Raw genomic sequence first — 23,931 nt, forward strand, 5'->3', positions numbered from 1 at the left:
AGGTGAAGGAATGTTTATTAAAAAAGCTGTTTCAGTCGTTCTGTTTGGTTCATTGGGACTGGGTATTTCGCTGGCCCAGGCACAGTCCTTGAGTGTGGCCGCCACGCCTGTGCCACACGCAGAGCTGCTCGAGTTCGTGAAACCCGAGCTTGCCAGGCAAGGTGTGGACCTGGAGGTGAAGGTGTTCACTGACTATGTGCAGCCGAATCGTCAGGTGGCGGATGGCGCGATCGAAGCCAATTTCTTTCAACACAAACCGTATATGGATTCGTTCAACCAGCAGCACGGAACCAAGCTGGTTTCTGTCGGGCTGGTCCACGTCGAACCCTTTGGAGCCTATTCCAGCAAGATTAAAAGTCTCGATGAGCTCAAGGAAGGTGCACAAGTTGCCTTGCCGAATGATCCGTCTAATGGTGCCCGTGCATTGCTTTTGCTGCAGAAAGCGGGGCTGATCAAGCTCAAAGACCCGACCAATATACTGGCGACGTCTCGTGACATTGTCGAGAACCCCAGGAAACTGCGTTTCCGTGAGATCGAAGCGGCCAATCTGCCGCGTGTGCTGCCCGATGTTGATCTGGCACTGATCAACACCAACTATGCACTCGAAGCTGGTCTGAATCCATCTGTGGATGCTCTGGTGATCGAGGGTGTTGAATCTCCGTACGCCAACCTTGTGGCCGTCGTGCAAGGGAACGCAGACAACGCTGCTGTCAAGAAGCTGGTCGATGCGTTGCAAAGTGATGCAGTGCGCCAGTTCATCAAGGACCAGTACAAAGGCACGATTGTTCCCGCGTTCTGATCACTGAACGTGAAGATGCGTAAAGGTGGATGAAGGGTTGAAGTCCTTGTCCATAAGCCAGTAAATCAGAAGCATCGAGGTACAGAAAGACAAGAGCCACCATGAGTGTTCATGGTGGCTCTTGTCTTTCTGTACCTCGAGTCCTCGAAGGGCTGGATTCTCAGACTGGGATCCTGATTATTGACGGATCGTATTCGGGAGCCAGGTGGCGATCTCCGGAAAGACGATCAGCAGAACGGCCGCCAGGATCAGCAGCATGAAAAACGGGAAAGCAGCCTTTGCAACTTCCCAGAGGTTTCGGTCAGTGATCGATTGCAGAATGAACAGGTTGATCCCGACTGGTGGCGTGATTTGAGACATCTCGATTACCACAACCAGAAAGATACCGAACCAGACCGGATCAATGCCTGCTTGCTGGGTGATCGGCATAATGACAGCGGCCGTGAGCACGACAATCGAAATCCCGTCCAGAAAGCAGCCCAGTACGACGAACAGCAGCGTCAGCGCAATCAGTAGCTCAAACTTGCTCAATCCCATTGAGCCAACCCAGGCAGACAGCTCACGCGGAATGCCTGTGAAACCCATTGCCGTGGAAAGGAATGCGGCACCTGCAAGAATGAAGGAAACCATCACACTGGTCTTGGTTGCACCCAGTACGCTGTCGATGAAGCTCTGTTTGGTCAGGGAGCCAGTCACCAGTGCAATTGCCAGTGCGCCCACCACGCCGACCGCAGCAGCCTCGGTCGCAGTGGCGACCCCGGCATAGATCGAACCGATGACTGCGATCATCAGCAGCACGATCGGCAGTAGCTTGGCGGTTTCGCGGATGCGCTGCAGGATCGGGACCGATGGCTCTGGTGGCGGTGTTTTAGACGGGTTCAACAACGACCAGATCGCGAGGTATCCGGAAAACAGGATCATCAGCATGGCGCCAGGCAGTACACCTGCAATGAAAAGTCGCGTGATGGAGACATCGGCGGCAACGCCGTAAACGATCATGATGATCGAAGGCGGAATCAGAAACCCCAGAGTAGATGAGCCAGCCAGACTGCCAATGACAGTAGACTCGTGATATCCACGCTTGAGCAACTCCGGTACCGTGATGCGCCCAATGGTGGCGGTGGTGGCTGCTGACGAGCCGGAAACAGCTGCAAAAATACCGCAACTGACCACATTGATATGGATCAGGCGGCCCGGAAAGCGGGCCAGCCACGGGCTCAGACCTTCAAACATGTCTTGCGCCAGACGGGTTCGATACAGGATTTCACCCATCCAGATAAAGAGGGGCAGGGCAGTCAATGCCCAGCTTGAGCTTTGTCCCCAGATGACGGTTGCCTGAATGGTGGCTGCCGGTGCGTGAGAGAACAAAAGCATGCTGATGAGCCCGACAGACATCAGGGTGACAGCAACCCAGACACCACTGGCCAGCAAAAACAGCATCATGACTGCGACGATCAGGCCGATTAAAGATACATCCATGGTAGTTAGTCCTCAGCCATCCGTTCCTGGTTTTTCTCGAAATTCGGTGTTTTGCCTGTCACGACCCGGATCAGATCCTCGAGTAGCGCCAGACAGAAAAGCACGACACCGATTCCCATGCTGATCTGGGGAATCCAGATGGGATACTTGATGATGCCGGTCGACACTTCGTTAAACAGCCAGCTTTCGTAGACCAGATAGATGGCGTTGTAGCTCCAGATGCTGATCATCGTCAGGGCAAACAGCAAGACCAGAATCAACACGACGCGTTGCACGGGTTGCGACAGTTTGTCCGTGATGAGGGTGACCCGGATGTGTGATCCGGAACGAAAGGAGTAGGCCAGCCCCAGAAAACTGCTGGCAGCCAGTGAGTAGCCAGCAAACTCGTCGACAGACGGAATCTGGGTGTTCAGCATCCGCGCAATGATCTGTGCAACAACGAGAATGCCGATGAGTACGAGGAAGATACCGGCCAGGTACCCGCTCCAGGTAAACAGGCGATCCAGGACTTTACTTAACATGGGTAGATGCTTCTCAGATAAGGAAGCCGGCAGGGTGTGCCGGCTTCCTTGGACAGACAACTGTTAACCGGATCCAGTGTGCTTAGCGCAACGGAGCCAGCATCTTCTCGCCGTCAGGGCCGACAGCTTCTGCCCAGGTGGCGGTCATGACATCACCGATCTGTGCCAGGCCTTTCATCAACTCTTCGCTTGGTAGCTGATAGTTCATCTTGCCTTTAAGTTGTGCGGTGGTATCAGAGAACACTTCCTCACTCAGTTTCCAGCCACGTACTTCAGCCTCTTTACCGGCGTCGATGAGAGCCTGTTGAGCTTTGGGGCTCAGACGCTGGAAGGCTCGCTCGTTCACGTAGATCATGTTCTTGGGCATCCAGGCCTGGATGTCGTAGTAATAATCCGCAAATTCCCAGGCTTCTGTGCGAAGACCGGTGGCAGCGGAGGTCACCATCGCGTCCACGATGCCAGCAGAAAAGGCTTGCGGGATTTCGACCGCCTCAACCGTGGTGGGCACTGCCTTCATCAGGCGAGCCATTTGCTCGGTTGTCGAGTTGTAGGTCCTGAAGCGTACGCCTTCAAGGTCGGCAAGCTTATTGATTTCTTTCTTGGTGAAAAAGCCCTGTCCCGGCCATGGAATGGCGTAGATCAGGCGCATCCCCTGATCCTTCAGGTAGGCCTCGACGAAGGGGCGCTGACCATCCCAGAGTTTCCTGGCAGAATCGTAACTGGTTACCAGGAACGGAATGGAATCGACCTGAAACAGTGGACTCTGGTTGCTCAGGTTCGACATGATGGTTTCGCCAATCTCGACCTGACCGGAGCGAACCGCACGGGGAATTTCCGGGTGTTTGAACAGGGACTGGCCTGAGTGCACTTTGATCGTCAACTCTCCACCAGAGAGCTTGTTGACGTCCTGTGCAAACTGGTTGATGTTCTGCGTGTGAAATTCGGCTTCTGGATAGGGAGTGGCCATGTTCCACGTTGTCTGGGCTGTCGCGCCAAATGACATTAGTGCCAATGTTCCAATGGCTAGTAATCCTTTCTTGGGCGTTCGCATGTCTGTTCTCCTGATGAGTGACGGGCTTTGAATACTTAGTTATGGGTCTGCGTATATTTAAACATGGTCTATCGTATCGGTGCAGAGCGTATCAATAATTAAACACTTGCACAACGGCCAAATATCCTTTGGCGTCGGGCTGGTTCCTGGGGGCCCTCTGTCTGTGCAAAAATCCTTTCGCGTGCACTGATATGGTGAATCGGGGCCGCTCGGGTCCCCGGTCAGACACGCAGCGCGTCATCAAGTGTAGCGATTTGGTCGCATCCTGACGACTAGCATTTGCCATGACCGGCAGGTTTCCTGGGTTCAGGCGGCATGGTCATGATCGCTACCATTGGGGGAGCTGCAGGCAGAATGTTCTGTTTGCCGCGTTCACATCCACCATGAAACGATGGCATGATGGAATCTGATAGTTGCAGGACTCGAGTAACAAGACGAAAGCAAGAATCGGCTGGCACGATCTCGCCCTTCCCGTGCAGTTTTTCTGATGCAGTTTCTTTCATTCGTTTTCTGTACGCAATTTTTGTTCCTTGCCCAAGGAGTGTGTCGTGACTGATGCGTCGCAAGTCTGTTCAATTGAAGATGTCGTTGCTTTCTGGCGATCGGCCGGACCCTCAAAGTGGTTTGCCAAAGATGCAGCATTCGATGCCGAGTTCAAAGGTCGCTTCATGGCGGCACACATGGCCGCTGCCCGCCGCGAACTTGATGCATGGCTGAGTCATCCGACCGGTTGCCTTGCCCTGATGATCCTGCTTGATCAGTTTCCCCGTAACGCCTTTCGTGGCACTGCACACATGTTTGCCACGGATTCGCTGGCGTTGAGTTTTGCCCGTCAGGCGCATGCACGAAGTTACCAGACCAGAATCGAGCAGGACATGCAAGTGTTCCTGGTGCTGCCTTTTGAGCATTCGGAGAATATGGATGATCAGACACTGGCTGTCGATCTGTGCAGCACGCTGGATGCGAGAACGCTGGAATTTGCCAGGTTGCATCAGGACATTATCAAACGGTTCGGGCGCTTTCCCCACCGCAATGCGGTGCTTGGGAGGGACACTACACCAGAGGAGCAAAGGTTCCTCGAAGGGGGGGATTCAGTGGGTAGGTTCGGTGGCCTAGACTTTGCCAGAAGTCCCTTGTCAGGCGTACTCTATGTATTTACATCAACAACCGACCTGCGTGTCTGGTCCTTCCAGGATGACAGGTCAGTTGGTTCCCTCGTGAGGAGATTGCCATGTCCCGACTGATTCCGACCGTTGATCCCGATGGATTGCTGGAGTATTCGGTTGTCTACACGGATCGTGCGCTGAATCACATGTCCGCCCGATTCCAGCAGGTGATGCGTGACATCTCGGCAGGGTTGAGGCAGGCGTATGGCGCAAGCGCGGTGGCGGTTGTGCCGGGCAGCGGTACGTTTGCCATGGAATCCGTTGCCAGACAATTTGCCCAGGACGCGCGTTGTGTGGTGATTCGCAATGGCTGGTTCAGTTTTCGCTGGTCGCAGATCCTGGAAATGGGCTCCATTGCCAGCCAGATTGATGTGATCAAGGCGCGCACGGTGGATACTGAGGAACAACCCGCTTTCGCGCCTGCACCGGTCGAGGAAGTCATTCAGACCATCCGCACGGTCAGACCTCAGGTCGTGTTTGCACCGCATGTCGAGACGGCCAGTGGCATCATTTTGCCGGATTCATATCTGGAGCGCGTAGCGCAGGCAGTGCACGAGGTCGGCGGACTGTTTGTACTGGACTGCATCGCTTCGGGTGCAGTATGGGTCGACATGAAGAAGCTGGGTGTGGATGTGCTGATCAGCGCTCCCCAGAAAGGCTGGTCTGCCCAGGCGTGTTGCGGACTTGTGATGCTGGGGACCGAGCCCTCGAACGAATCGAGCAGACGACAAGCACAAGTTTTGCCTGCGACCTTCGCAAATGGCTCCAGATCATGCAAGCCTATGAAGGCGGCGGACATGCCTATCACGCGACCATGCCGACTGACGCACTGACCGTCCTGAGAGATGCCATGAACCAGACCCGGGAAATGGGGTGGGAGCAGGCGTGCCTGGCGCAGCAGAAACTCGGTGCCGAGGTTCGTGAGATGCTCAGGGAGATGGGTTTCAAAAGTGTGGCAGCACCAGGGTACGAGGCGCCTGGTGTGGTCGTGAGTTACACGCAGGACCCTGACATCCAGTCCACCAGAAAGTTTGCCCAGGTCGGTGTGCAGGCAGCGGCTGGTGTTGCCCTGCAGTGTGATGAGCCACCAGCTTTCAAAACATTCAGGATTGGTTTGTTTGGACTGGATAAGCTGAGCCATCCAGAGAGGACTGTGGATTTGCTGAGAAGCGCCTTGAGCGAAATGTTGCAGCAGCAGGAGGTCTTAGAGAATGCGGGTGTTGCTGGTCGAGGATGAGCCAGAGCTAGCGCACTGGCTGGCGCTGAGCCTGCAGCGCCAGGGTGGCTTCTTGATCGAATGGGCCAACGATGGTCTGCTGGCCTACCGCCGCCTAAAGATGGAGGAGTTCGATGCCATCATTCTGGATCTCGGTATTCCAGGAATGGATGGCCGCACCTTGCTGGCACGGTTGCGCGATGAGGATGATCGAACGCCGATTCTCGTCCTGACTGCCAGGGACTCGCTATCCCAGCGAGTCGATACACTGGAGTCCGGAGCAGATGATTTTTTACCGAAACCATTCATGATCGAGGAACTCAGTGCCCGTCTGAACGCACTGATCCGTCGCAGCAGAGGCAAGGACAAACCCAGGATGTCTTGTGGCAGCCTGCATTTTGACCTTCACAACCACCGGTTTGAACTCAAGGACGGACTGCTGCAACTGACTCCCAGAGAAACGGAAACTTTGCGGGTCCTCATGCAGCGAAGTGGAGAACCCGTCGCCAAACAGTACATACTCGATCGCCTCACCGAACGCGGGGATGACGAGATCGGGGTGGAAGCCATTGAGGTCCTGATTCACCGGTTACGAAAGAAGTTGCAGCGTTCGGATGTGCAGATCACTACCTTGCGCGGGATAGGGTACTGTCTGGAGCCTGTGGCCGAGCACAATGCCTGAACGGAAGGTGCCTGCCTTGCTCGATCGTCTGCGTCCGGGAAGCTTGCGTTCGACGCTCCTCTGGTTGCTGATACCGCCAGTGGTCATGGCAATGGTGTTGTCTTTCTGGGCGTCAAGCCATGAGTTGCGTGACCAGGTCAACGCCGCATTTGATCGCTCCCTGGCGGGCGCCCTGCGCTCCATTCAGGTGAATCTTCGGACAGAAAGTGGTGGACTGGGGATGGAACAGCCATTTTATCTGCTTGAGTTCCTGTCGCTCACCACAGGCAGCAACGTGTATTTCAGAGTGGGGACCGAGGACGGTCTGACCGAGATCGGCTACGCCGATCTGCCCTTGCCATCCGAGAGTCTGCAGTCTGACCGGCCTGTTTACTACAACGGCCAGTACCACGGCGAAGCACTGCGGCTCGCAGCGATTGCAATTGAACTCAAGCAAGGATTGCACTACTCCCCGGACAGCCGGGTCATCATTGTGGTTGGCGAGGAAACACTCGAGCGAGACGACTTCATCGAGAGAGTGATGTTGCAGTCGTTTCGCAAGGACGTGATTGTCGTCTTGATCATGATTCTTTTAATTCTGGCGGGCGTCATCATGGTAGTTCGCCCCTTGAAGCAGACCAGCGAGGCCGTTCGCCGCCGGTCGTTTGATGATCTGCAACCGATCGACGAAGAAGATCTGCCGCGAGAGATCCGGCCACTGATCCAGGCTATCAATCTGCATATGCATCGGTATGCAGAACGAGCAAGAACCCAGCAGCAGTTTCTGGATGATGCATCACATCAGTTGCGCACACCCTTGTCTGTGCTCACGACTCAGGTTGAGTATGCCCGGCAACTGGCACAGACTGATGCAATGAAGGAAGTCCTTGATGCAGTGCAGATGCGTCTGCGCAACACCGTTCGCCTGACCAATCAGATGCTGTCGCTGGCAAAGGTGCATGATGCAGCCGACAAACTGGCATCCAGAGTGCCTGATACCCGTACTGACTTGTGCCGCATTGCCGAAGAAGTGGTTGGCGAGTTCCTCCCCGCCGCGCGTAAGCAGCGCATGGACTTTGGACTGGATGTGCCTGCCGGACCGGTGCACGTGCGAGCGATCGGCTGGCTGGTGAGTCAGGCGCTCTCGAATATGGTGTCCAACGCGCTGATCTACTGTCCGCCTGGATCGAGAATCACTGTGTCGGTTCGTCAGGTCGGGGAGGAGGTCTGGCTGGAAGTCGAGGATGACGGGCCTGGTATGAGTGAGCAGGACATTGCGTTGGCGCGGCATCGATTCCGCCGCGGGGAGTCAGGGCAGAAGATGCAAGGGTCAGGACTTGGACTGGCGATTGTTCAGACGATCGCGCAGATCAATCACGCGAGGCTCGACATGTTCGCGGGAGCGCCTGGAAAGGGGCTTCTGGTCAGACTGTCGTTTCCTGTGAGTTAGTCTGACCACATCTGCCAGCTACTCGCATGACCCGTGCTTTCGTAGGGATTTTCCCTAGTTTGCAGAACTTTCCTGATGAATTGAAAGGAAAGAGAAAGCTTGAATTGCGTATGGTCTACGCCTGAGAAGTGTGAACGGATCACTCGATCTTTATAAGTTCCAACCAGGAGACCTTTTATGAAACTGTATCGTTTGTCGATGTCCTGCCTCGCCGCAGGCGTTTTGAGTCTGGGCCTTGCGACAGGTGTGCAAGCCCAGAGTCAGCCAACCAAGCCAGAGTGTATTGCGCCTGCGCAGCCTGGGGGAGGCTTTGACCTGACTTGTCGACTTGCCGTGGGTGGTTTTGCTGAAACCGGGATTTTGTCCGAACCCATGCGCATCGTTTACATGCCCGGCGGTATTGGTGCGGTTGCCTACAACAACATCGTGGCACAGCGTCCAGCTGATCCGAACGCGATTGTGGCGTTCTCCGGAGGCTCTTTGCTGAACCTGGCCCAGGGCAAGTTTGGCAAGTACAACGCAGATGATGTCCGCTGGCTGGCTGCAATCGGAAGTGACTATGGGGTGGCGATCGTTCGTGATGACTCTCCCTACAAAGATCTGAAGTCCCTGATGGAAGCTTTCAAGGAAGATCCAACCAAGATTGTGCTGGGTGCGGGAGGATCAATCGGTAGCCAGGACTGGATGAAGGCAGCGCTGACTGCGAAGGCAGCTGGTGTGGACTACAAGAAGATGCGTTTCGTGGCGTTTGAGGGCGGTGGCGAGGCGGTGACTGCGTTGCGCGGCGGCCACATCCAGGCGTACATGGGTGATGCAGCCGAGGCTCGCACGATGCTCGACGGTGGCACACCGATCCGGGTGCTCGCCGTGTTCAGTGACAAGCGTCTTCCGGGCAAGATGGGTGACATCCCGACAGCTGCCGAGCAGGGTTTTGATATCGACTGGCCCATCATCCGCGGTTTCTACATGGGCCCCAAAGTGGCTGATGAGAGCTATGACTGGTGGGCTAACAGCTTTAACGAGCTGATGAAAACCCCAGAGTTTGCCAAGCTGCAGGAGCAAAACGGTCTGTTTCCGTTTGACATGACTGGTAACGAGCTCGATGGTTACATCAAGGAACGTGTGAAGTTCTTCACCGAGCTTGCAGACTCGTTTGGTCTGATCAAGAAATAAGCCTGATTTCATACTGACTGATCATGGGCGTACGCGACAGGCGCACGCCCATGATTGCAGGAATCACGACAATGACTCTGAATGATCGTTTGTTAGGTGTGGCGGCACTGGTCTTTGCGGCATTTCTGACCTGGTTTGGTCACGACCTTGAAGCCCCGTTCTCCTATGAACCTGTTGGCCCCAAAGCGTTCCCACTGCTACTTGCGTTGATCATCGCCCTGTGCGGATTACGCCTGGTGTTCAAAGGCGGAAATGACGTGGAAGCGAACCCGCCAGGGGCGAACCTGCGGATTGCGAGCATGGTCGCAGCCTTGGCCGCGTACGCATTCTTCTTTCAGTGGCTTGGATTTGTCATCTCTACAGCATTGATGTCGCTGGTGGTCGGCAAGCTGTTTGGTGGCGGCTGGCTCAAGACGGCAATTGGTGCCGTGCTGATGGGCATCGGGCTATTTCTGGCGTTTGACAAGGGACTGGATGTCGTGCTGCCGGCCGGTATTCTGGGAGATCTGCTGTGAGTGCTCTTCTTGATCATCTATCGATTGGCTTCGGGGTTGCATTCTCCTGGACCAATCTGCTGGTGGCGGCCATTGGATCCTTCATCGGTACGATTGTCGGGGTCTTGCCAGGACTGGGCCCCATCAACGGTGTGGCCATGCTGGTACCGATTGCGTTTGCCATGCAGTTGCCACCTGAAACTGCGCTGATCCTGTTGGCAGCGGTTTATGTCGGTGCCGAGTATGGTGGTCGTATCACATCTATTCTGATCAACGTGCCAGGCGAAGCTGCTGCGGTGATGACGACCATGGACGGGTATCCGCTTGCGCGACAAGGTCTGGCCAGCGTGGCGCTTTCCCTGTCTGCCTGGGCTTCTTTCATTGGTTCGGCAATTGCAATTTTCGGGATCCTGTTGCTGGCTCCTTTACTGGCGGGCTGGGCGATAGCTTTCGGTCCTGCCGAATACTTTGTGCTGATGGTGTTCGCTTTCTGCGCACTGACCAGCTTGCTTGGAGAGCAACCAGTCAAAGGCATTCTGGCCGCCATGGTGGGGTTGTCGATTTCCACGATTGGCGTCGACGCGAATTCGGGCGTTTACCGCTATACGTTTGATATTCCCAATCTGGCTGACGGAATGGACTTTGTGGTCGTAGTGATCGGTCTGTTTGCCGTAGCCGAGATGATGCAAATGCTTGAGAAGCTCCTCGGCGGAGTGTCGATCGATGTGCCAAAGAGTGAGCGAAAGCTCTTCAATTTCAAGGAACTGGCCTTTACCTGGTGGACCACTGTCCGGTCAGGGGTGCTGGGGTTCTGTATTGGTGTGCTGCCTGGTGCGGGTGCCAGCGTTGCGTCTGCTGTGGCATATGCAAACGAGAAGAAAATCACCGAGGGAAAAGACCCGAACGCAAAGTTCGGTCGGGGTGACCTTAGAGGCCTGGCCGCGCCAGAGGCTGCCAACAACAGTGCCGCAATGGGCTCGTTCATTCCCATGCTCACGCTTGGCGTACCTGGTTCTGGCACGACAGCCGTCATGATGGGTGCGCTGACCCTCTACAACATCACACCCGGCCCGGTGCTGTTTGATGCGCAACCACAGATTGTGTGGGGTCTGATCGCGTCACTCTTTATTGCCAACGTCATGCTGTTCTTGATGAACGTGCCGTTGGTTCGGGTGTTTGCGTCCATGCTGTCAATACCACCCTGGTTGCTGGTTCCGGGCATTCTGGCGACCAGTTTCATTGGGGTGTACGCCTTGAACGGCACGACGTTTGATTTGATGCTGATGGTGGGTGTTGGTTTGATTGGCTACTTCCTCAGGAAGATGGACGTCCCGATGGCACCCATGGTGCTGGGCGTGGTGCTGGGCAACATGATGGAACAGAACCTGCGCAGGGCTCTGTCCATTACCAATGGCGATCTTGCTATCCTGTTCCAGAGCGGTATCACCATTGGGTTGTGGGTTGCCGCTGTTCTGGTCGCTGTCGTGCCACCGTATTGGCGTTATCGCACTCGCAAGAAGCGGGAAAATCTGGCCGCGCAGGCATGAGCCTGATCTGAGTCAGTTCAAAGATGGCCAGGGAATCTGGATAAGTCGCCCAGATTCCCTGGCCATCTGGTGTTTCAACCCCTGCCTGCTTGCGCGCCATGCCGCAGGAAAGTCGTGTAGAGATAACAGAGAGGGGTGGTCTGAGCGTGTCGGGTCGCGCGTCTACCGTTGTAGACTTCTGTTTCAGAGAAGTGATTCTGGCAGTGACTGGTTGGTGCTGGCGCAGTTTCGGAGTGGCAAATGGCAAGCGAGAGTCAGGAAATACGCAGTGCGAGAGATGATGGCGTTTGTCCTCCCAGGTCACTCTGGGCATTGTTTCTGGGATTCAGCTGGCTGGCAATTCAAGGATTTGGGGCAGCAGCACCGGTTGCTTATCGCGAGCTTGTGGAGCGGCAACGCTGGATTCGTTCGCAGGATTTTGCGCAGGACTGGGCGGTCGCCCAGTTGATGCCTGGTCCAAACGCCATCAATCTTTCATTGATGGTGGGCGACCGGTTTTTTGGAGGCAAAGGCGCCGCCGCGAGCCTTGCTGGCATGACCTGCCTGCCAGTCCTGATTGCGGTCAGTCTGGCCGCTTTGTATAACGAATACTCCGACCACGAGATGGTTGCCTCCGCTCTCAAGGCAATGGCAGCAGTTGCTGCTGGTTTGATCATTGGTACCGCACTTAAGTTGCTCTCATCCATTGAACGAAGCGTGCTGGGGACGGCGACAACGATCGGACTGGCTGTTTTGCCGTTTGTGGCGGTGGGCGTGTTCCGGTGGCCTTTGATCTGGGTGCTGCTGGTGCTGGCAGTCACCGCGACCTGGTGGGCACATCGCCAGCTAGGCTTGATTGCACGCGAGCGAGGGCAGGTGCGATGATGGACTGGGCGCTGAACTGGTCCGACTGGTTTGCCTTGCTGGGTCTGTTTGCGTCTTTGTCGCTGCTCAGCATCGGGGCAGGCGCCTTGACCACGACGCCTCAGATGTATCTCTTTCTGGTGGTCCAGAAGGGCTGGCTGTCGGCAACAGCCTTCAGCACATCCATTGCCATTGCCCAGGCATCTCCCGGGCCAAACATGCTGTTTGTTGCACTGTTTGGATGGAATGTGGGCACTGCGCAGGGGCAATGGACCTGGGGTGTGATCGCCTTGCTGACCGCGCTTGCGGGCTTTCTGTTGCCGAGTTCCATCTGCACCGTCTATGGCACTCGCTGGGTGCGACAAAACCAGTCCAGACCCTGGGTCAGGGCATTCAAGATCGCGGTGGCCCCCGTATCCAGCGGTTTACTGGCGTCAACGGGCTGGATGCTCATGCAGGCCGACGAGTCAGGGTCTGGCGACTGGCGTCTGTGGTTACTGACCGTTGTGACCGCTGTTCTGGTCTGGAAAACCCGGCTCCATCTGCTCCTGCTACTGGCAGCAGGAGCACTCGCTGGTGTGCTGGCAAGCCTGGCGGGCGTGCGTTTCTGACCAGCTCACTCAACCAGGACAGAAACGCAATACATCAAACGGCGACGATTGGATCTGTACGCTCAGATACCCGGATGCTGCTTTTGCCAGCCCGTCTCGCGTTCGTATGCTGCGCCGAACCGGAGTACGGTTGCCTCATCGTACATCCGCCCGACCAACTGCAATGAAAGGGGTAGGCCGGCGCTGGACAGCCCGCTCATCAAAGCCAGCGCAGGGTGTCCGGTCAGATTGAACGGAGCGCGAGCTTGTCGTGGGTAGGTGCGTACGGCTGCCGCCTCATCATCGATCCGGCAGGCAGGCTCCATTGAGTTGACGACCAGCAGGACATCCACATCCCGAAGGTGTTCGTTGACGGACTGGATCAGCTGGCCCCGTTGCTGCATGGCCATGACATAGTCGGATGCGCCCAGAAACGCACCGGGCAGGAGTTTGCGTCTTGACATGCGTGCATAATCCTGCGGTCGTTCTTCCAGCCAGCGGTGATGGACAGTCCAGCATTCGGACATCTGGATGACCTTTTGCACGGATGCGAAGGTATCAAGGCTTGGCAGCTGGATATCGACAACGCTGGCACCGAGTTCTTTAAAGACAGTGGCGGCAGCCTCAAGTGACGCGGCCATCTCGGCGTCAGCGACCATGTCCTGCTCGTGAAAATGCCGGACAAATCCAACCCGCATGCCTCGCACGCCCTTGTCGAGATCTGCGTCGAACGGTACTGTTGCCCCCGGTGGGCTGGCGATCGCTTGCAGTAGTAGTGCCGCGTCGGCAACGCTGCGCGTCATGGGCCCGACGTGATCCAGGCTGAAAGCAAGCGGAAATACGCCTTGCCGGCTGACCAGGTCGTAGGTGGGTTTGAGCCCGACAATGCCACATGCCGCGGCTGGATGCCGAACCGATCCGCCGGTATCGGTTCCGAGTGCAAGCGGAACCAGACCCGCTGCGACCGCTGAGCCTGAACCTGACGATGAGCCACCCGGATGGTGATCCAGGTTCCATGGGTTGCGCGCGGGAGGAAAGGGCAGATCAAACGAAGGTCCGCCAATGGCAAACTCGTGAAGGGCGAGTTTGCCCAGATTGATGGCCTGGGCTGCCCGCAGTTTGTTGACCACCACGGCATCCTGAGTCGCAACATGATCCAGCATGACACTGGAGTGGCAGCTCGTTCGCTGCCCTGCGACGTCAATGATGTCTTTCAGTGCGAAAGGAATGCCGTGCAAAGGACCGCCTAAGCGTCCTTTCATGAAATCGTTTTCGGCTGTTTTTGCCTGTGCAAGTGCATCTTCGGATTGCACCTGAAGAAAAGCGTTTGTACGAGAATCGACTGTCTCAATCCGGTCGAGCAGGTCTTTGACAAGCTCTCGCGGTGAGAGAGACCGGTTGCGATAAGCCTGGGCGATCTCGGTCGCCGTCATCCAGTGAGTCTGCATGCTGATCACCCCCTGACCGTCATGACTGGCCAGATCTCGCGAGTCAGATCATCAGTTGGAGTAAAACTGGATCGTAGTTTATCCGCTACGCGTGCGGCGACTACAACATCATCGCCGAACTCTTCTGTCAGACGTTTCAGGCCCAGCGCTCGCGCGATGGCCAGAATATCGGCGTCTGTGCGGTCTTTGTCCGGATGTGTGCTGTTCATGGAGATGTTCCCTGTTCTGTTGGTAATCAGACACAAGGCACCGGGTGGCCGCTATCGCATAGCCTTGCGAGGGCCTCGTTTGCCTGTCAGAGAACATCCTACCGCGCGGCGGCTTTCGAATCATCCCCGCCGAGGAGGGGCGGCTCAAGTGTCAGGGCAAGTATGGGCGATTTCCAGTCAGGCCTCTGATGCTTCCTGGCTAGCGCTCCAGCAGTGTCAGGCGTGTTCGCAGGTCTTGTACTTCTTCGACCAGGTCTGCGACCAGAGCCGCCAGTTGTGGATCGGCATCAAAGCGCAGTTCCAGGTCGGCAATCTTGCGTGCACGCCAGACTGTGGAGCTCGAGAAAAAGCAGGCACCATCTTTCCATTGGGCTTGCAGGATATCCTGTTCGACCCGGTACATGACCCAGTCGGGTGTTCGGTGACAAAGACGGGCGATATCTTCTGCGCGCAGTGTTTCGCCTTCGATGACCTCCACGTGCTCGATCAGATGTCTTTTTTGCGTGCGGGATTCAGGTCGCGTCATGCTGAGGGCCTCCTATTGTGGTCTCGGATCGAATCCAGGATAAGCTTTGGCAAGTCCCTCCCAGGCCGATTTTTGAGCAGGTGTGACCGCGCTGGGCATGGCGATCTCGATTTCCAGCATGATGTCACCGGGTTTGGGGCCGGGTATGCCTTGTCCGCGTAGTCGCAGCTTGCGTCGCGCAACCGATCCGGCCGGCACGGTGACGTGCACGGTGCCAGTCGGGGTGGTGACCGGGATGTCGGCGCCCAGGGCGGCCTCCCACGGGGTGACGATGAGCGGCATGTGCAAGTCTCGACCCACCACCTGGGTGCGACCCTGCGGCTCGACCTTGATTCTCAGGTAGAGATCTCCGGGTAGGCCTTGGCCGATCCCAGGCTCCCCTTGCCCCTTCAAACGAATCATCTGTCCTTGGCTGACGCCGACCGGAATCTTGACTTCCAGTGTTCTCAGGTCGGGCACCAGATGCCCTTGTGCGTCAATTTTTGCGCTTTGCAGTTGCAATGCTCGCGTCGTGCCTTTGTATGCATCAGCCAGGCTGATAGAGACGTCGGCATGAATATCCTGTCCCGGCCAGCCCGAGCGAGTCTGTTCACCCGCGCCTGACTGCCCACGGTCACCGCGTGCGAAGATGTCCCGAAAGAATTCGCTGAAGTCCTCTGCGTTGCCCTGACTGGTCGAGCCTTGTCCACGCCATCCCGGGGGCGGCCTGACATCATCCGTGCTGCGAGCCCCCTGCATCCAGGCGCGATGACCTATCTGATCGTAGACTGATCGCTTTTGTGGGTCAGACAGCACATCATTGGCTTCGTTGAGTTGCGACATCTTGCGTCCGGCATCCTCCTGTTTGCTCACATCCGGGTGGTATTTGCGCGCAAGCCGGCGGTAGGCTTTCTTGATGTCGTCCTGGGTTGCGTCTTTCTTGACGCCCAGTATTGCGTAATATTCAGGAGTGTCCATAGTCCGGTTGTCCATGATGATAATGACAAGATAAGGCCGGCGGCGTGGAACTTCAAGTACTCATTCGAATGTCCGGACTCAGCGGGCTGGCGAGGGTGCAATGATGAGGCCCCATCTGGCTGTTCACTTTTGTGAGGTGAGCCTGATGTGCATCATTGCGTTTGTGCGCCGTCCTGTTTTGGGCACATTTCTTGCATCACGGTTGCGTCAGACAGGGCGAGCGTTCAGAATCACGCCTGTTTTACATGAAGTGTTCTCATAACAACAATCACACAAGCAGAGGTCCCCATGTTCTCCTGGACAATAAAAAAAGAAGATGCACTGCAGGCTGGCGGTGTCATCGGTCCCGACGAGCGCCTGCCCTGGCCGCAGACGACCGTCATGGGTGTGCAGCACCTGATTGCCATGTTCGGCGCCACCGTTCTGGCACCGATTCTCATGGGGTTCGATGCCAACGTTGCCATTCTGATGAGCGGTATCGGTACATTACTGTTTTTTATCGTGACCGGTGGCAAGGTGCCTAGCTACCTCGGATCAAGTTTTGCGTTTATCGGCGTGGTGATCGCAGCAACCGGCTATGCCGGTTCCGGGCCAAATGCCAACATCGGACTGGCACTCGGAGGAATCATTGCCTGCGGGGCTCTGTACTTTTTGATCGGACTGGTTGTACAGATGATCGGCGTCGGTTGGATCGAGCGATTCATGCCCCCGGTCGTGACGGGCTCGGTGGTCGCGGTCATTGGCCTTAATCTTGCGCAGATCCCGATCAAGAACATGGCGCCGACGCCGTTTGATGCCTGGGCGCAGGCCATCACGTTTCTGTGCGTGGGTCTCATTGCTGTGTTTACGCGTGGCATGATCCAGCGCCTGCTGATCCTGATGGGTTTGCTGGCGGCCAGTCTGATCTATGCCTTGCTCACGAACGGGATGGGACTGGGAACGCCGGTTGACCTGAGCGGGATTGCCAGTGCAGCGTGGATCGGGATGCCGAATTTCAGTGCGCCAGTGTTCAGTGTGAACGCGACGCTGCTGATCGCGCCTGTTGCTGTCATCCTGGTGGCAGAGAACCTGGGGCACATCAAGGCGGTGACTGCCATGACGGGCAAGAATCTGGATATCTACCTTGGACGCGCCTTCATGGGTGACGGACTCGCGACCATGATTGCGGGCTCGGCTGGGGGTACGGGGGTGACAACTTATGCCGAGAACATTGGTGTCATGGCCGCGACCAAGATTTATTCAACGGCGGTCTTTGTGGTCGCTGGTCTGATGGCGGTTTTGCTGGGGTTCAGTCCCAAGTTTGGTGCGTTGATCCAGGCAATCCCGCTCGCTGTGATGGGCGGTGTGTCCATCGTCGTGTTCGGGCTGATCGCGATTGCGGGAGCCAAGATCTGGGTCGACAACAAGGTCGACTTCTCTGACAACAAGAACCTGCTAGTGGCCGCCATCACGTTGATCCTCGGTACCGGTGATTTCACTCTGACGTTTGGTGACTTCACACTTGGCGGAATCGGTACGTCGACTTTTGGTGCCATACTTCTGTATGCCCTGCTGAACATGCGCGCTGCCGAGAAGTGAGATACTGTTTCGGTAGGCAAGTGAAACCTCAGGGATGATTGAGGGTCATTCTTATGAGGGGTGGGCTTATCTGAAGCGGAGTGTGCAATGAAGGAAAGCAAATCATGATCGATATGGTCTCTTTGGCGATCGCCATGGGCGCCGGCCTGATCGTGATTTCAATTCTGACCAGCCTGATCTCGTTCCGGATCGGTGCTCCATTGCTACTTGTGTTTCTGGTGGTTGGCTTGCTGGCTGGTGAGGATGGCATTGGAGGAATCCCCTTTCAGGATGCCTCTGCTGCCTATTTCATTGGGAGTGTTGCGCTCGCGGTCATTTTGTTTGACAGCGGATACGGAACTCAGTGGCGGTCATTCAGGCTGGCTGCAACGCCCGCCTTGACTCTTGCGAGCGTGGGCGTGCTGCTCACTGCGCTAGTGCTGGCAGTGCCAGCAAAGTTCCTGCTTGGGCTGAATTGGTCGGAAGCCTTGCTTCTGGGAGCGATTGTGGGTTCAACCGACGCCGCAGCGGTGTTCTTTCTTCTGCGGGTTGGCAATATTGGCATCCAGGACCGGGTACGGGCAACGCTTGAAATCGAGTCTGGCTCCAACGATCCGATGGCGATTTTTCTGGTGATCACCTTGCTGGAAATGTCTGCCATGGGATCGCTGCAGGAGGGCTGGCTGGGTACGTTCGGTCTGGCACTGCTGCAGCAGTTCGGTCTGGGGCTTGGAATCGGCGTGGCCGTGGGCTACTTGCTGGTGGCAGTGCTGAACCGGTTCGTCTTCGACGCCGGCCTGTATCCGGTTCTGGTGCTTTCGCTGGTCCTGTTGTTGTTCGGGGTCACGTCTGTTCTCGGGGGAAGCGGGTTTCTGGCCGTCTACGTTGCTGGCATCATCATGGGCAATGTTCGCTTTCGTGGTGGCCTGACGATACGCCGGTTTCAGGAAGGCCTGACCTGGCTGGCTCAGATCACCATGTTTCTGATGCTGGGTCTGCTGGCAACACCCTCCGAGTTCCCTGGCATTGCTCTGGGTGCGGTCCTGGTGGGATTGCTCCTGATATTTATTGCTCGACCACTTGCGGTCTGGCTATGTCTGATTCCGTTCGGTTTCACGCGCGCGGAGACGACGTTTATCGCGTGGGTGGGTCTGCGAGGGGCGGTGTCCATTCTTCTGGCGATTTTGCCGATCATGGCACAACTGGAAAATGGCCAGTTGTTGTTCAACAGCGCCTTCATCATCGTGCTGGTCTCGCTCGTGGTTCAGGGTTGGACCATCCGCCCGATGGCCAGAAAGCTGGACCTCATTGTTCCGCCACATCTGGGGGCAGTCGACAAAGTGGAGCTCGAGCTGCCAGGGCACGCCCAGCACGAACTGCTGGTGTACCGGGTCACCAGAGGTAGCCCGGTGGCAGAGGGCGAACGCATTCCACGCTGGGCTCGTCCCTCGTTGACCGTGCGGGAGGGCAAGTCCATGCAGAACCATGAAGATGGACGTTTCAAGGTCGGAGACTACGTCTACATCTTTACGACACCGAGATACATCAGTCTGCTGGATCGGCTCTTCGCACAGCCCGTGACGCTGACCAGAAAGGACAGACGATACTTTGGCGATCTGGCAGTTGATCCGGAGCGGCCTGTATTGGAGTTGGCCAATTACTATGGTGTGTCATTGCGCAGTGGTGAAGATGAGTTGACTGTCGCGCAGTTGATCGCCAGGCGTCTCGGAGCAACAGTCGTTCGAGGTGACCGCGTCCCGCTGGGATCGATCGAACTTGTTGTGCGAGAGTCCGACGAACAGGGGGTCGCAACCGCTGTGGGTCTGGCACTTGAGCCCAGTGTGGCATCCACGTTCCAGTTGCCGATCTTTCAGAACTGGCAGGATATCGCCAATGCCTTGATGCACTGGTGGTCAGCGCGCCACCTTAAAACAAGGGCCCCGCGTGAGTCGGAAAGCACGACGCAGCCTGACCATGCCCAGGAGGCGATTGATCCACAAAGGAATGAGACAAAATCTCGATGATGGCCCTGGGCCATGTGATTGCCTGGTGTGCATCGACCGGGCTGGTTCGCGTCTGGACAGAATCGACCAGCTTGCATCCGGTTGTTTATCAGGTCATGATCGCGCATCACCTCGCCAATGTTGACGACTAGTGAAAGCGATGCACACAATGGCGTAATTGAATTTGCCTGACAGGTGTCAGGCAAGGCCTGTCAGACACCTCTTGTCTGTAGGCTGTTGGAGACTCTGATGGAAAACGACAGTAAAAAACAGTGGATAGCTGGCGCGGTTGCCATGGTCATGGCATGTGTGGCTTTACCGGCCTGGGCTCACCATCCGACGGGAGGGGAAACACCTGCCAGTGCGATGCAAGGGTTGCTATCTGGCCTTGGGCATCCGGTCATTGAATTCGATCATCTGGCGTTTCTGATTGCGCTCGGATTGCTGACCAGTCTGGTGGACAACGGGCGGTTGAGGCTTATCGTTCCCTTCGTAGTGTTCTCTCTGCTGGGAACCTACGCCCACACTCAAGGTGTCACTCTTGCGTTGCCTGAAATGTGGATTGGACTCTCCCTGATCGTTGTTGCAGGACTGCTCTTGCGCCCACTCAGGGTCGGTACGGGTGTCGCCGTTGTGTTTTGTGTGCTGGCTGCGCTCGTCCATGGGTATGCTTTCGGCGAAGCGGTAGTTGGCGCGAGAACCAGTGCGATTGTGAGCTACCTGGTCGGCCTGGGATTGATTCAGTCGGCAATGCTTTGGTTGGTGGGAACCGGGATCAGACATGTGGGGTCCTCAGTCAGACCGGTGCTGATCAAGGCAAGTGCTGGCGTGAGCGCATTGCTTGGCATTCTGGCGCTGACTGCCGGAGCACTGTGACTTGTTCAGGGACGTTTGGAGTCACTGTTACTTGCTTTCGTGTTCTTGGCTTATTATTCGGGTTATCCCTTGAGACCGTTGAACCGATGAGTAACCAGTATGCGAAAGCGTGACGCCACTCTGACCACAGACCAGAAAGCTCTCAAGCTGAATCTGGACAAGTACAAGTACGGCTCCATCGTCGAGATTGGCGCTGGTCAGGAAGTCGCCCGGCGATTTTTTCACGTTGGTGCGGCAGCTGGCACAATTGCCAAGACCATGTCGGCTTACGACATGGCAGTCAGTGACGATATCTACGGGCATGTTGACCGGTATGTCAGCCGGGCCCGTTTGTTGCAGATGCTCGACCGCGAGTTCAGTCAGGTCGTCAAACGGCTGACTCATGTCCGTGCGCGCAATACGACTTTCTTTGCTTATGCAGCAACAGTGACGGCTCGAAGTTTCAAGCAGAAGAACGAATGTCACGGCTGGATTGGCGTGCGGCTTCAATTGCATCCCGGAGCGGAGCCAAGCGACATCGTTTTGCATGTCCGGATGCTCGACAATGACAATGCGCAGCAGTCCGAGGCGCTGGGCATTCTGGGCGTCAATCTGATCTATGGTGCGTTTTTCCATTTTGATCAGCCCGAGTGGATCGTCGAGGGACTGTCGGACGGATTGGGATCGGATCGTATCGAGGTCGACCTGATTCACTTCAGTGGACCGTACTTCGAGGAAGTCGAGAACCGGCTAATGAACCTGCATCTGATCCGCAGCTGGCTGACCCGTGCGGTCGTGTTCAATCCAGCCGGTGAGGTGGTGGTTCCTGGTGAGCTGCTGTATCGCAAGCCGGTACTGGTGATGCGAGGTAGCTTTAATCCGGTCACGCTCGTCAATACTGACATGATGCACGCTGGCCTCAAACAGTACAGTCAAATCTCGGCGGTAGACGAGAATGAAGTGATGGCGCTGGCGGAGATCACAATGAACTCGCTGGTGACCGGTGATAATGTGGACGGAGAGGATTTTCTTGCCCGGATGGACCTGCTTGCTTCGCAGGGGTATACCGTGATGATCTCTGACTACTTGCGGTTCTTCAGGTTACGGGCCTACCTGCGCCGCTACACGCCAAAACCAATCGGTATCGTGCTCTCCGTCCGTGATTTCGAGTTTCTGTTCGACGAGAAATATTACGAAAGTCTGGAAGGAGGAATTCTCGAAGCTTTTGGAAAACTCTTCCCGGACAATACGCACGTCTACGTCTATCCTGCGAGACCCAGAGACAAGACTGATCACGATCTGGTGACGCTTGATAATGTCGTTGTCCCTGAAAACTTGCGCCACCTGCTCGCTTTTCTGATTGCGAATAACAAGCTGCTGGCGATCAAGCCTCTGGATGAAAGTCACCTGCATATCGACAGTGCCAGTGTGCTGGCGGCGCTGCGTCGTGGCCGGGGTGAGTGGGAGACGGATGTGCCCGAGAATGTCGCGCAGACCATCGTCGAGCGCCGTTTGCTTGGATTCGATACGGAATAGTTTCCGTGCCGAATCGATCTGCAGTTGATGTGGATCTCAGGAGTCAGATGCCTGGTCCAGCAATTTCATTGAGGACTCTGTCAGTTTTATATCAAAGCTGCCGATAAGTTCGTCAAGCTGGACGGTGCTGGTGGCGCTGACGATCGGTGCGGTGACAGATTGCTTGTGCAATAGCCATGCCAGAGAAATCTGCGCCGGGCTGGCCCCGGTCTCCTTTGCGACTGTCTGCAGGGCATCCAGGATGCTCATTCCTCGCGGATTGAAGTACTTGCCGAGCATTCTTTCACGTGGCGTATTGCGGATCTGGTCAATGTCCTTGTACTTTCCGCTCAGAAATCCGCTCGCCAGTGCAAAGTAAACAATGACTCCCAGGTTGTTGCGTTCAGCAAGAGGCTCCAGCGTTTGCTCATACTCCTTGCGGTCATACAGGTTGTAAAGAGGCTGTATGACTTGATAGGGGGATACTTGTTTCTCCCCGGCGACCTGCAGCGCTTGTGCCAGGCGCACGGCACCATAATTGGACGCACCGAGTGCGCGAACCTTCCCGCTACTGACAAGCCGGTCAAAGGCAGTCAGGGACTCCTCAAGTGACGTGTTCTCATCGTCAATATGGGCGAAATACACGTCAATGTAGTCTGTGTTCAGTCGTCTGAGCGATTCATCAACGGCCTGCTCGATGTTCCTGGCGGACAGACCTTTTCGGGCTTCCCACATTCCCACCTTGGTGCTGATGACAACGCGTTCCCGGCAGCCCCGGGACTTGAGCCACTGACCAATTACCTCTTCTGACTCGCCGCCTTTGTTTCCTGGGGCCCACGCGCTGTAGACGTCAGCCGAGTCGATGAAGTTCAGCCCTTTCTCGACAAATCTGTCCAGCAACTCGAATGATCTGGCCGTGTCTGCTGTCCAGCCAAACACATTGCCGCCAAATACCAGTGGGGCGATGGCGATTCCTGTTGATCCCAAATTGCGCTGATGCACCATGTCAATTCTCCTGAGCGGCTGGCAATGACCGGCATGGTCTGCCCGTTCGATACTAGCCATAGTACGTCGGTGGCAACCCTTCGTTCAAATCCGAAGGCAGCTCCCTTCAGGACCGAAACGGTTTACTCAGAAATCCGGATCGGGCAAGACCAAATCGCCACGGTTGGTCGATCGCCCGGGTGATGCCAATTCGAGGACCAACCAGAATCTGCCTGGTATCAGGAGGATACTGAGCTTCAAACACCTGTAGTTCCGATGCATTCAGGGCAAGTCCGTCATGTCGGTCATCAATGCCGAGCGCCTGGGTCAGTCGGCCAGGACCGGCGCACAGAAGACGGGGTGAGCGGGTTGCGCGTCTTGCCTGCATCTGCTCAATACCGAACAGAGGCTCAAGAGCACGAATCAGCACACCCGCCCCTTGGCCAGTTGGCTGGCACACAAAATTCAGGCACCAGTGAACCCCATACGATCTGTACACGTAAGCATGACCGGGCGGTCCGAACATGGATCGATTGCTCGGCCTTAGTCCCTTGAAGCTGTGGGAGGCCGGGTCGCTCTGATCATAGGCTTCCGTTTCAACAATGATGCCACCAGCTCCGTTGACAACAAGAATGGCACCAATGATGGCGCGTGCAGCGGCGACTGGGTCACCTTCAAAGATGCTCGAAGGAACGCGGCTGGATTCGCGAAGGAGGCTGTGTGGTGTTGTGTCGGGTGTCATCATGGCAAATCTCTTGCACCGTCGGCAATGTGTACTCGGCTTGCAGGCATCGGGGCGACTGGCTCGATACGTACGTCCGATCCTGTTCGGTAGCATACCCGGAGGTGGTATCCTGCGGGCAGTAAACGGTGTCAATGTCAGGAGT

General features: G+C 56.2%; 23 protein-coding genes and 1 pseudogene. 15 read left to right on the forward strand and 9 right to left on the reverse strand.

Annotated features, from left to right (window positions below):
* Window positions 1–10: 10 nt before the first annotated feature.
* Window positions 11–799, forward strand: coding sequence for a MetQ/NlpA family ABC transporter substrate-binding protein (locus DBV39_RS16745; protein WP_108622515.1), 789 nt, complete (start codon window positions 11–13; stop codon window positions 797–799).
* A 177-nt stretch (window positions 800–976) separates the two neighbouring features.
* Here the strand turns inward: DBV39_RS16745 and DBV39_RS16750 are convergent, their stop codons facing one another.
* The 3 genes from DBV39_RS16750 to DBV39_RS16760 all read right to left on the reverse strand — a co-directional run bounded on the left by DBV39_RS16750 (window position 977) and on the right by DBV39_RS16760 (window position 3,850).
* Window positions 977–2,278 (reverse strand): TRAP transporter large permease, encoded by a 1,302-nt coding sequence (locus tag DBV39_RS16750; protein ID WP_108622516.1) that lies wholly within the window; start codon window positions 2,276–2,278, stop codon window positions 977–979.
* 5 nt (window positions 2,279–2,283) lie between these two features.
* Window positions 2,284–2,799 carry a TRAP transporter small permease gene (locus DBV39_RS16755; protein WP_108622517.1) on the reverse strand — a complete coding sequence of 172 codons (516 nt, stop codon included), beginning with the start codon at window positions 2,797–2,799 and terminating at the stop codon, window positions 2,284–2,286.
* An 82-nt stretch (window positions 2,800–2,881) separates the two neighbouring features.
* Window positions 2,882–3,850: a TRAP transporter substrate-binding protein gene (locus DBV39_RS16760; RefSeq protein ID WP_108622518.1), complete on the reverse strand. Its 969-nt coding sequence runs from the start codon at window positions 3,848–3,850 to the stop codon at window positions 2,882–2,884.
* A gap of 548 nt (window positions 3,851–4,398) precedes the next feature.
* On the opposite strand from DBV39_RS16760, the gene DBV39_RS16770 reads away from it, so the two are divergent.
* The 9 genes and pseudogenes from DBV39_RS16770 (at window position 4,399) to DBV39_RS16810 (ending at window position 13,011) form a co-directional block, all read left to right on the forward strand.
* Complete coding sequence (locus tag DBV39_RS16770) at window positions 4,399–5,094, forward strand: DUF924 family protein (RefSeq protein ID WP_193853035.1); 696 nt, start codon at window positions 4,399–4,401, stop codon at window positions 5,092–5,094.
* Window positions 5,082–6,253 (forward strand): annotated as a pseudogene (locus DBV39_RS16775) (aminotransferase class V-fold PLP-dependent enzyme). The gene DBV39_RS16770 and the pseudogene DBV39_RS16775 overlap by 13 nt, the downstream one beginning before the upstream one ends.
* Window positions 6,228–6,914 carry a response regulator gene (locus tag DBV39_RS16780; RefSeq protein ID WP_108622520.1) on the forward strand — a complete coding sequence of 229 codons (687 nt, stop codon included), beginning with the start codon at window positions 6,228–6,230 and terminating at the stop codon, window positions 6,912–6,914. The pseudogene DBV39_RS16775 and the gene DBV39_RS16780 overlap by 26 nt, the downstream one beginning before the upstream one ends.
* Window positions 6,907–8,343 (forward strand): sensor histidine kinase, encoded by a 1,437-nt coding sequence (locus tag DBV39_RS16785; RefSeq protein WP_227870689.1) that lies wholly within the window; start codon window positions 6,907–6,909, stop codon window positions 8,341–8,343. Before DBV39_RS16780 ends, DBV39_RS16785 begins: the two co-directional genes overlap by 8 nt.
* A 177-nt stretch (window positions 8,344–8,520) precedes the next feature.
* Window positions 8,521–9,516: a Bug family tripartite tricarboxylate transporter substrate binding protein gene (locus tag DBV39_RS16790; protein ID WP_108622521.1), complete on the forward strand. Its 996-nt coding sequence runs from the start codon at window positions 8,521–8,523 to the stop codon at window positions 9,514–9,516.
* 77 nt (window positions 9,517–9,593) lie between these two features.
* Window positions 9,594–10,031 (forward strand): tripartite tricarboxylate transporter TctB family protein, encoded by a 438-nt coding sequence (locus DBV39_RS16795; protein ID WP_108623345.1) that lies wholly within the window; start codon window positions 9,594–9,596, stop codon window positions 10,029–10,031.
* Window positions 10,028–11,557 (forward strand): tripartite tricarboxylate transporter permease, encoded by a 1,530-nt coding sequence (locus tag DBV39_RS16800; RefSeq protein WP_108622522.1) that lies wholly within the window; start codon window positions 10,028–10,030, stop codon window positions 11,555–11,557. The genes DBV39_RS16795 and DBV39_RS16800 overlap by 4 nt, the downstream gene beginning before the upstream one ends.
* A 240-nt stretch (window positions 11,558–11,797) precedes the next feature.
* On the forward strand, window positions 11,798–12,421 hold the full coding sequence (locus DBV39_RS16805) for a chromate transporter (protein WP_108622523.1): 624 nt from the start codon (window positions 11,798–11,800) through the stop codon (window positions 12,419–12,421).
* Window positions 12,418–13,011 (forward strand): chromate transporter, encoded by a 594-nt coding sequence (locus DBV39_RS16810; protein WP_407669210.1) that lies wholly within the window; start codon window positions 12,418–12,420, stop codon window positions 13,009–13,011. The genes DBV39_RS16805 and DBV39_RS16810 overlap by 4 nt, the downstream gene beginning before the upstream one ends.
* Before the next feature lie 62 nt (window positions 13,012–13,073).
* On the opposite strand, the gene DBV39_RS16815 is transcribed toward DBV39_RS16810, so the two are convergent.
* From DBV39_RS16815 to DBV39_RS16830, 4 genes are all read right to left on the reverse strand, one after another.
* Complete coding sequence (locus DBV39_RS16815) at window positions 13,074–14,438, reverse strand: amidase (protein WP_159079011.1); 1,365 nt, start codon at window positions 14,436–14,438, stop codon at window positions 13,074–13,076.
* Window positions 14,439–14,443: 5 nt separating this feature from the next.
* Window positions 14,444–14,647: a hypothetical protein gene (locus DBV39_RS16820; RefSeq protein ID WP_108622525.1), complete on the reverse strand. Its 204-nt coding sequence runs from the start codon at window positions 14,645–14,647 to the stop codon at window positions 14,444–14,446.
* A gap of 199 nt (window positions 14,648–14,846) precedes the next feature.
* Window positions 14,847–15,173: a MerR family transcriptional regulator gene (locus DBV39_RS16825; RefSeq protein WP_108622526.1), complete on the reverse strand. Its 327-nt coding sequence runs from the start codon at window positions 15,171–15,173 to the stop codon at window positions 14,847–14,849.
* Between the two features lie 12 nt (window positions 15,174–15,185).
* Window positions 15,186–16,130 carry a DnaJ C-terminal domain-containing protein gene (locus tag DBV39_RS16830; protein ID WP_108622527.1) on the reverse strand — a complete coding sequence of 315 codons (945 nt, stop codon included), beginning with the start codon at window positions 16,128–16,130 and terminating at the stop codon, window positions 15,186–15,188.
* A 288-nt stretch (window positions 16,131–16,418) separates the two neighbouring features.
* Here DBV39_RS16830 and DBV39_RS16835 point away from each other — a divergent pair, with 288 nt between their 5' ends.
* The 5 genes from DBV39_RS16835 (at window position 16,419) to DBV39_RS16850 (ending at window position 22,081) form a co-directional block, all read left to right on the forward strand.
* Window positions 16,419–17,708, forward strand: a complete 1,290-nt coding sequence (locus DBV39_RS16835) for a solute carrier family 23 protein (protein ID WP_108622528.1) — start codon at window positions 16,419–16,421, stop codon at window positions 17,706–17,708.
* Window positions 17,709–17,812: 104 nt separating this feature from the next.
* Window positions 17,813–19,711: a potassium/proton antiporter gene (locus DBV39_RS16840; RefSeq protein ID WP_227870690.1), complete on the forward strand. Its 1,899-nt coding sequence runs from the start codon at window positions 17,813–17,815 to the stop codon at window positions 19,709–19,711.
* A complete protein-coding gene (locus DBV39_RS20350) occupies window positions 19,708–19,842 on the forward strand; it encodes a hypothetical protein (RefSeq protein WP_265416012.1) in 135 nt (44 codons plus the stop codon). Before DBV39_RS16840 ends, DBV39_RS20350 begins: the two co-directional genes overlap by 4 nt.
* A 97-nt stretch (window positions 19,843–19,939) precedes the next feature.
* On the forward strand, window positions 19,940–20,566 hold the full coding sequence (locus tag DBV39_RS16845; protein ID WP_108622529.1) for a HupE/UreJ family protein: 627 nt from the start codon (window positions 19,940–19,942) through the stop codon (window positions 20,564–20,566).
* A 99-nt stretch (window positions 20,567–20,665) separates the two neighbouring features.
* Window positions 20,666–22,081: a nicotinate-nucleotide adenylyltransferase gene (locus DBV39_RS16850; protein ID WP_108622530.1), complete on the forward strand. Its 1,416-nt coding sequence runs from the start codon at window positions 20,666–20,668 to the stop codon at window positions 22,079–22,081.
* Window positions 22,082–22,117: 36 nt separating this feature from the next.
* Here the strand turns inward: DBV39_RS16850 and DBV39_RS16855 are convergent, their stop codons facing one another.
* Window positions 22,118–23,062, reverse strand: a complete 945-nt coding sequence (locus DBV39_RS16855; protein WP_193853081.1) for an aldo/keto reductase — start codon at window positions 23,060–23,062, stop codon at window positions 22,118–22,120.
* A gap of 109 nt (window positions 23,063–23,171) precedes the next feature.
* Window positions 23,172–23,789 carry a DNA-3-methyladenine glycosylase gene (locus DBV39_RS16860; protein ID WP_227870691.1) on the reverse strand — a complete coding sequence of 206 codons (618 nt, stop codon included), beginning with the start codon at window positions 23,787–23,789 and terminating at the stop codon, window positions 23,172–23,174.
* Window positions 23,790–23,931: the final 142 nt, after the last annotated feature.

Origin of the sequence: Orrella marina (assembly GCF_003058465.1) — a bacterium.
Taxonomy (GTDB): domain Bacteria; phylum Pseudomonadota; class Gammaproteobacteria; order Burkholderiales; family Burkholderiaceae_B; genus Algicoccus; species Algicoccus marinus.

What these genes read in the sequence shown, in the direction of transcription:
- DBV39_RS16860 (WP_227870691.1), bottom strand. Translation starts at nt 23,789, where the DNA reads ATGATGACACCCGACACAACACCACACAGCCTCCTTCGCGAATCCAGC.
- DBV39_RS16785 (WP_227870689.1), top strand. Translation starts at nt 6,907, where the DNA reads ATGCCTGAACGGAAGGTGCCTGCCTTGCTCGATCGTCTGCGTCCGGGA.
- DBV39_RS20350 (WP_265416012.1), top strand. Translation starts at nt 19,708, where the DNA reads ATGATGGCCCTGGGCCATGTGATTGCCTGGTGTGCATCGACCGGGCTG.
- DBV39_RS16790 (WP_108622521.1), top strand. Translation starts at nt 8,521, where the DNA reads ATGAAACTGTATCGTTTGTCGATGTCCTGCCTCGCCGCAGGCGTTTTG.
- DBV39_RS16780 (WP_108622520.1), top strand. Translation starts at nt 6,228, where the DNA reads ATGCGGGTGTTGCTGGTCGAGGATGAGCCAGAGCTAGCGCACTGGCTG.
- DBV39_RS16805 (WP_108622523.1), top strand. Translation starts at nt 11,798, where the DNA reads ATGGCAAGCGAGAGTCAGGAAATACGCAGTGCGAGAGATGATGGCGTT.
- DBV39_RS16845 (WP_108622529.1), top strand. Translation starts at nt 19,940, where the DNA reads ATGGAAAACGACAGTAAAAAACAGTGGATAGCTGGCGCGGTTGCCATG.
- DBV39_RS16815 (WP_159079011.1), bottom strand. Translation starts at nt 14,438, where the DNA reads ATGCAGACTCACTGGATGACGGCGACCGAGATCGCCCAGGCTTATCGC.
- DBV39_RS16820 (WP_108622525.1), bottom strand. Translation starts at nt 14,647, where the DNA reads ATGAACAGCACACATCCGGACAAAGACCGCACAGACGCCGATATTCTG.
- DBV39_RS16810 (WP_407669210.1), top strand. Translation starts at nt 12,418, where the DNA reads ATGATGGACTGGGCGCTGAACTGGTCCGACTGGTTTGCCTTGCTGGGT.
- DBV39_RS16755 (WP_108622517.1), bottom strand. Translation starts at nt 2,799, where the DNA reads ATGTTAAGTAAAGTCCTGGATCGCCTGTTTACCTGGAGCGGGTACCTG.
- DBV39_RS16750 (WP_108622516.1), bottom strand. Translation starts at nt 2,278, where the DNA reads ATGGATGTATCTTTAATCGGCCTGATCGTCGCAGTCATGATGCTGTTT.
- DBV39_RS16840 (WP_227870690.1), top strand. Translation starts at nt 17,813, where the DNA reads ATGATCGATATGGTCTCTTTGGCGATCGCCATGGGCGCCGGCCTGATC.
- DBV39_RS16835 (WP_108622528.1), top strand. Translation starts at nt 16,419, where the DNA reads ATGTTCTCCTGGACAATAAAAAAAGAAGATGCACTGCAGGCTGGCGGT.
- DBV39_RS16830 (WP_108622527.1), bottom strand. Translation starts at nt 16,130, where the DNA reads ATGGACACTCCTGAATATTACGCAATACTGGGCGTCAAGAAAGACGCA.
- DBV39_RS16825 (WP_108622526.1), bottom strand. Translation starts at nt 15,173, where the DNA reads ATGACGCGACCTGAATCCCGCACGCAAAAAAGACATCTGATCGAGCAC.
- DBV39_RS16745 (WP_108622515.1), top strand. Translation starts at nt 11, where the DNA reads ATGTTTATTAAAAAAGCTGTTTCAGTCGTTCTGTTTGGTTCATTGGGA.
- DBV39_RS16760 (WP_108622518.1), bottom strand. Translation starts at nt 3,850, where the DNA reads ATGCGAACGCCCAAGAAAGGATTACTAGCCATTGGAACATTGGCACTA.
- DBV39_RS16850 (WP_108622530.1), top strand. Translation starts at nt 20,666, where the DNA reads ATGCGAAAGCGTGACGCCACTCTGACCACAGACCAGAAAGCTCTCAAG.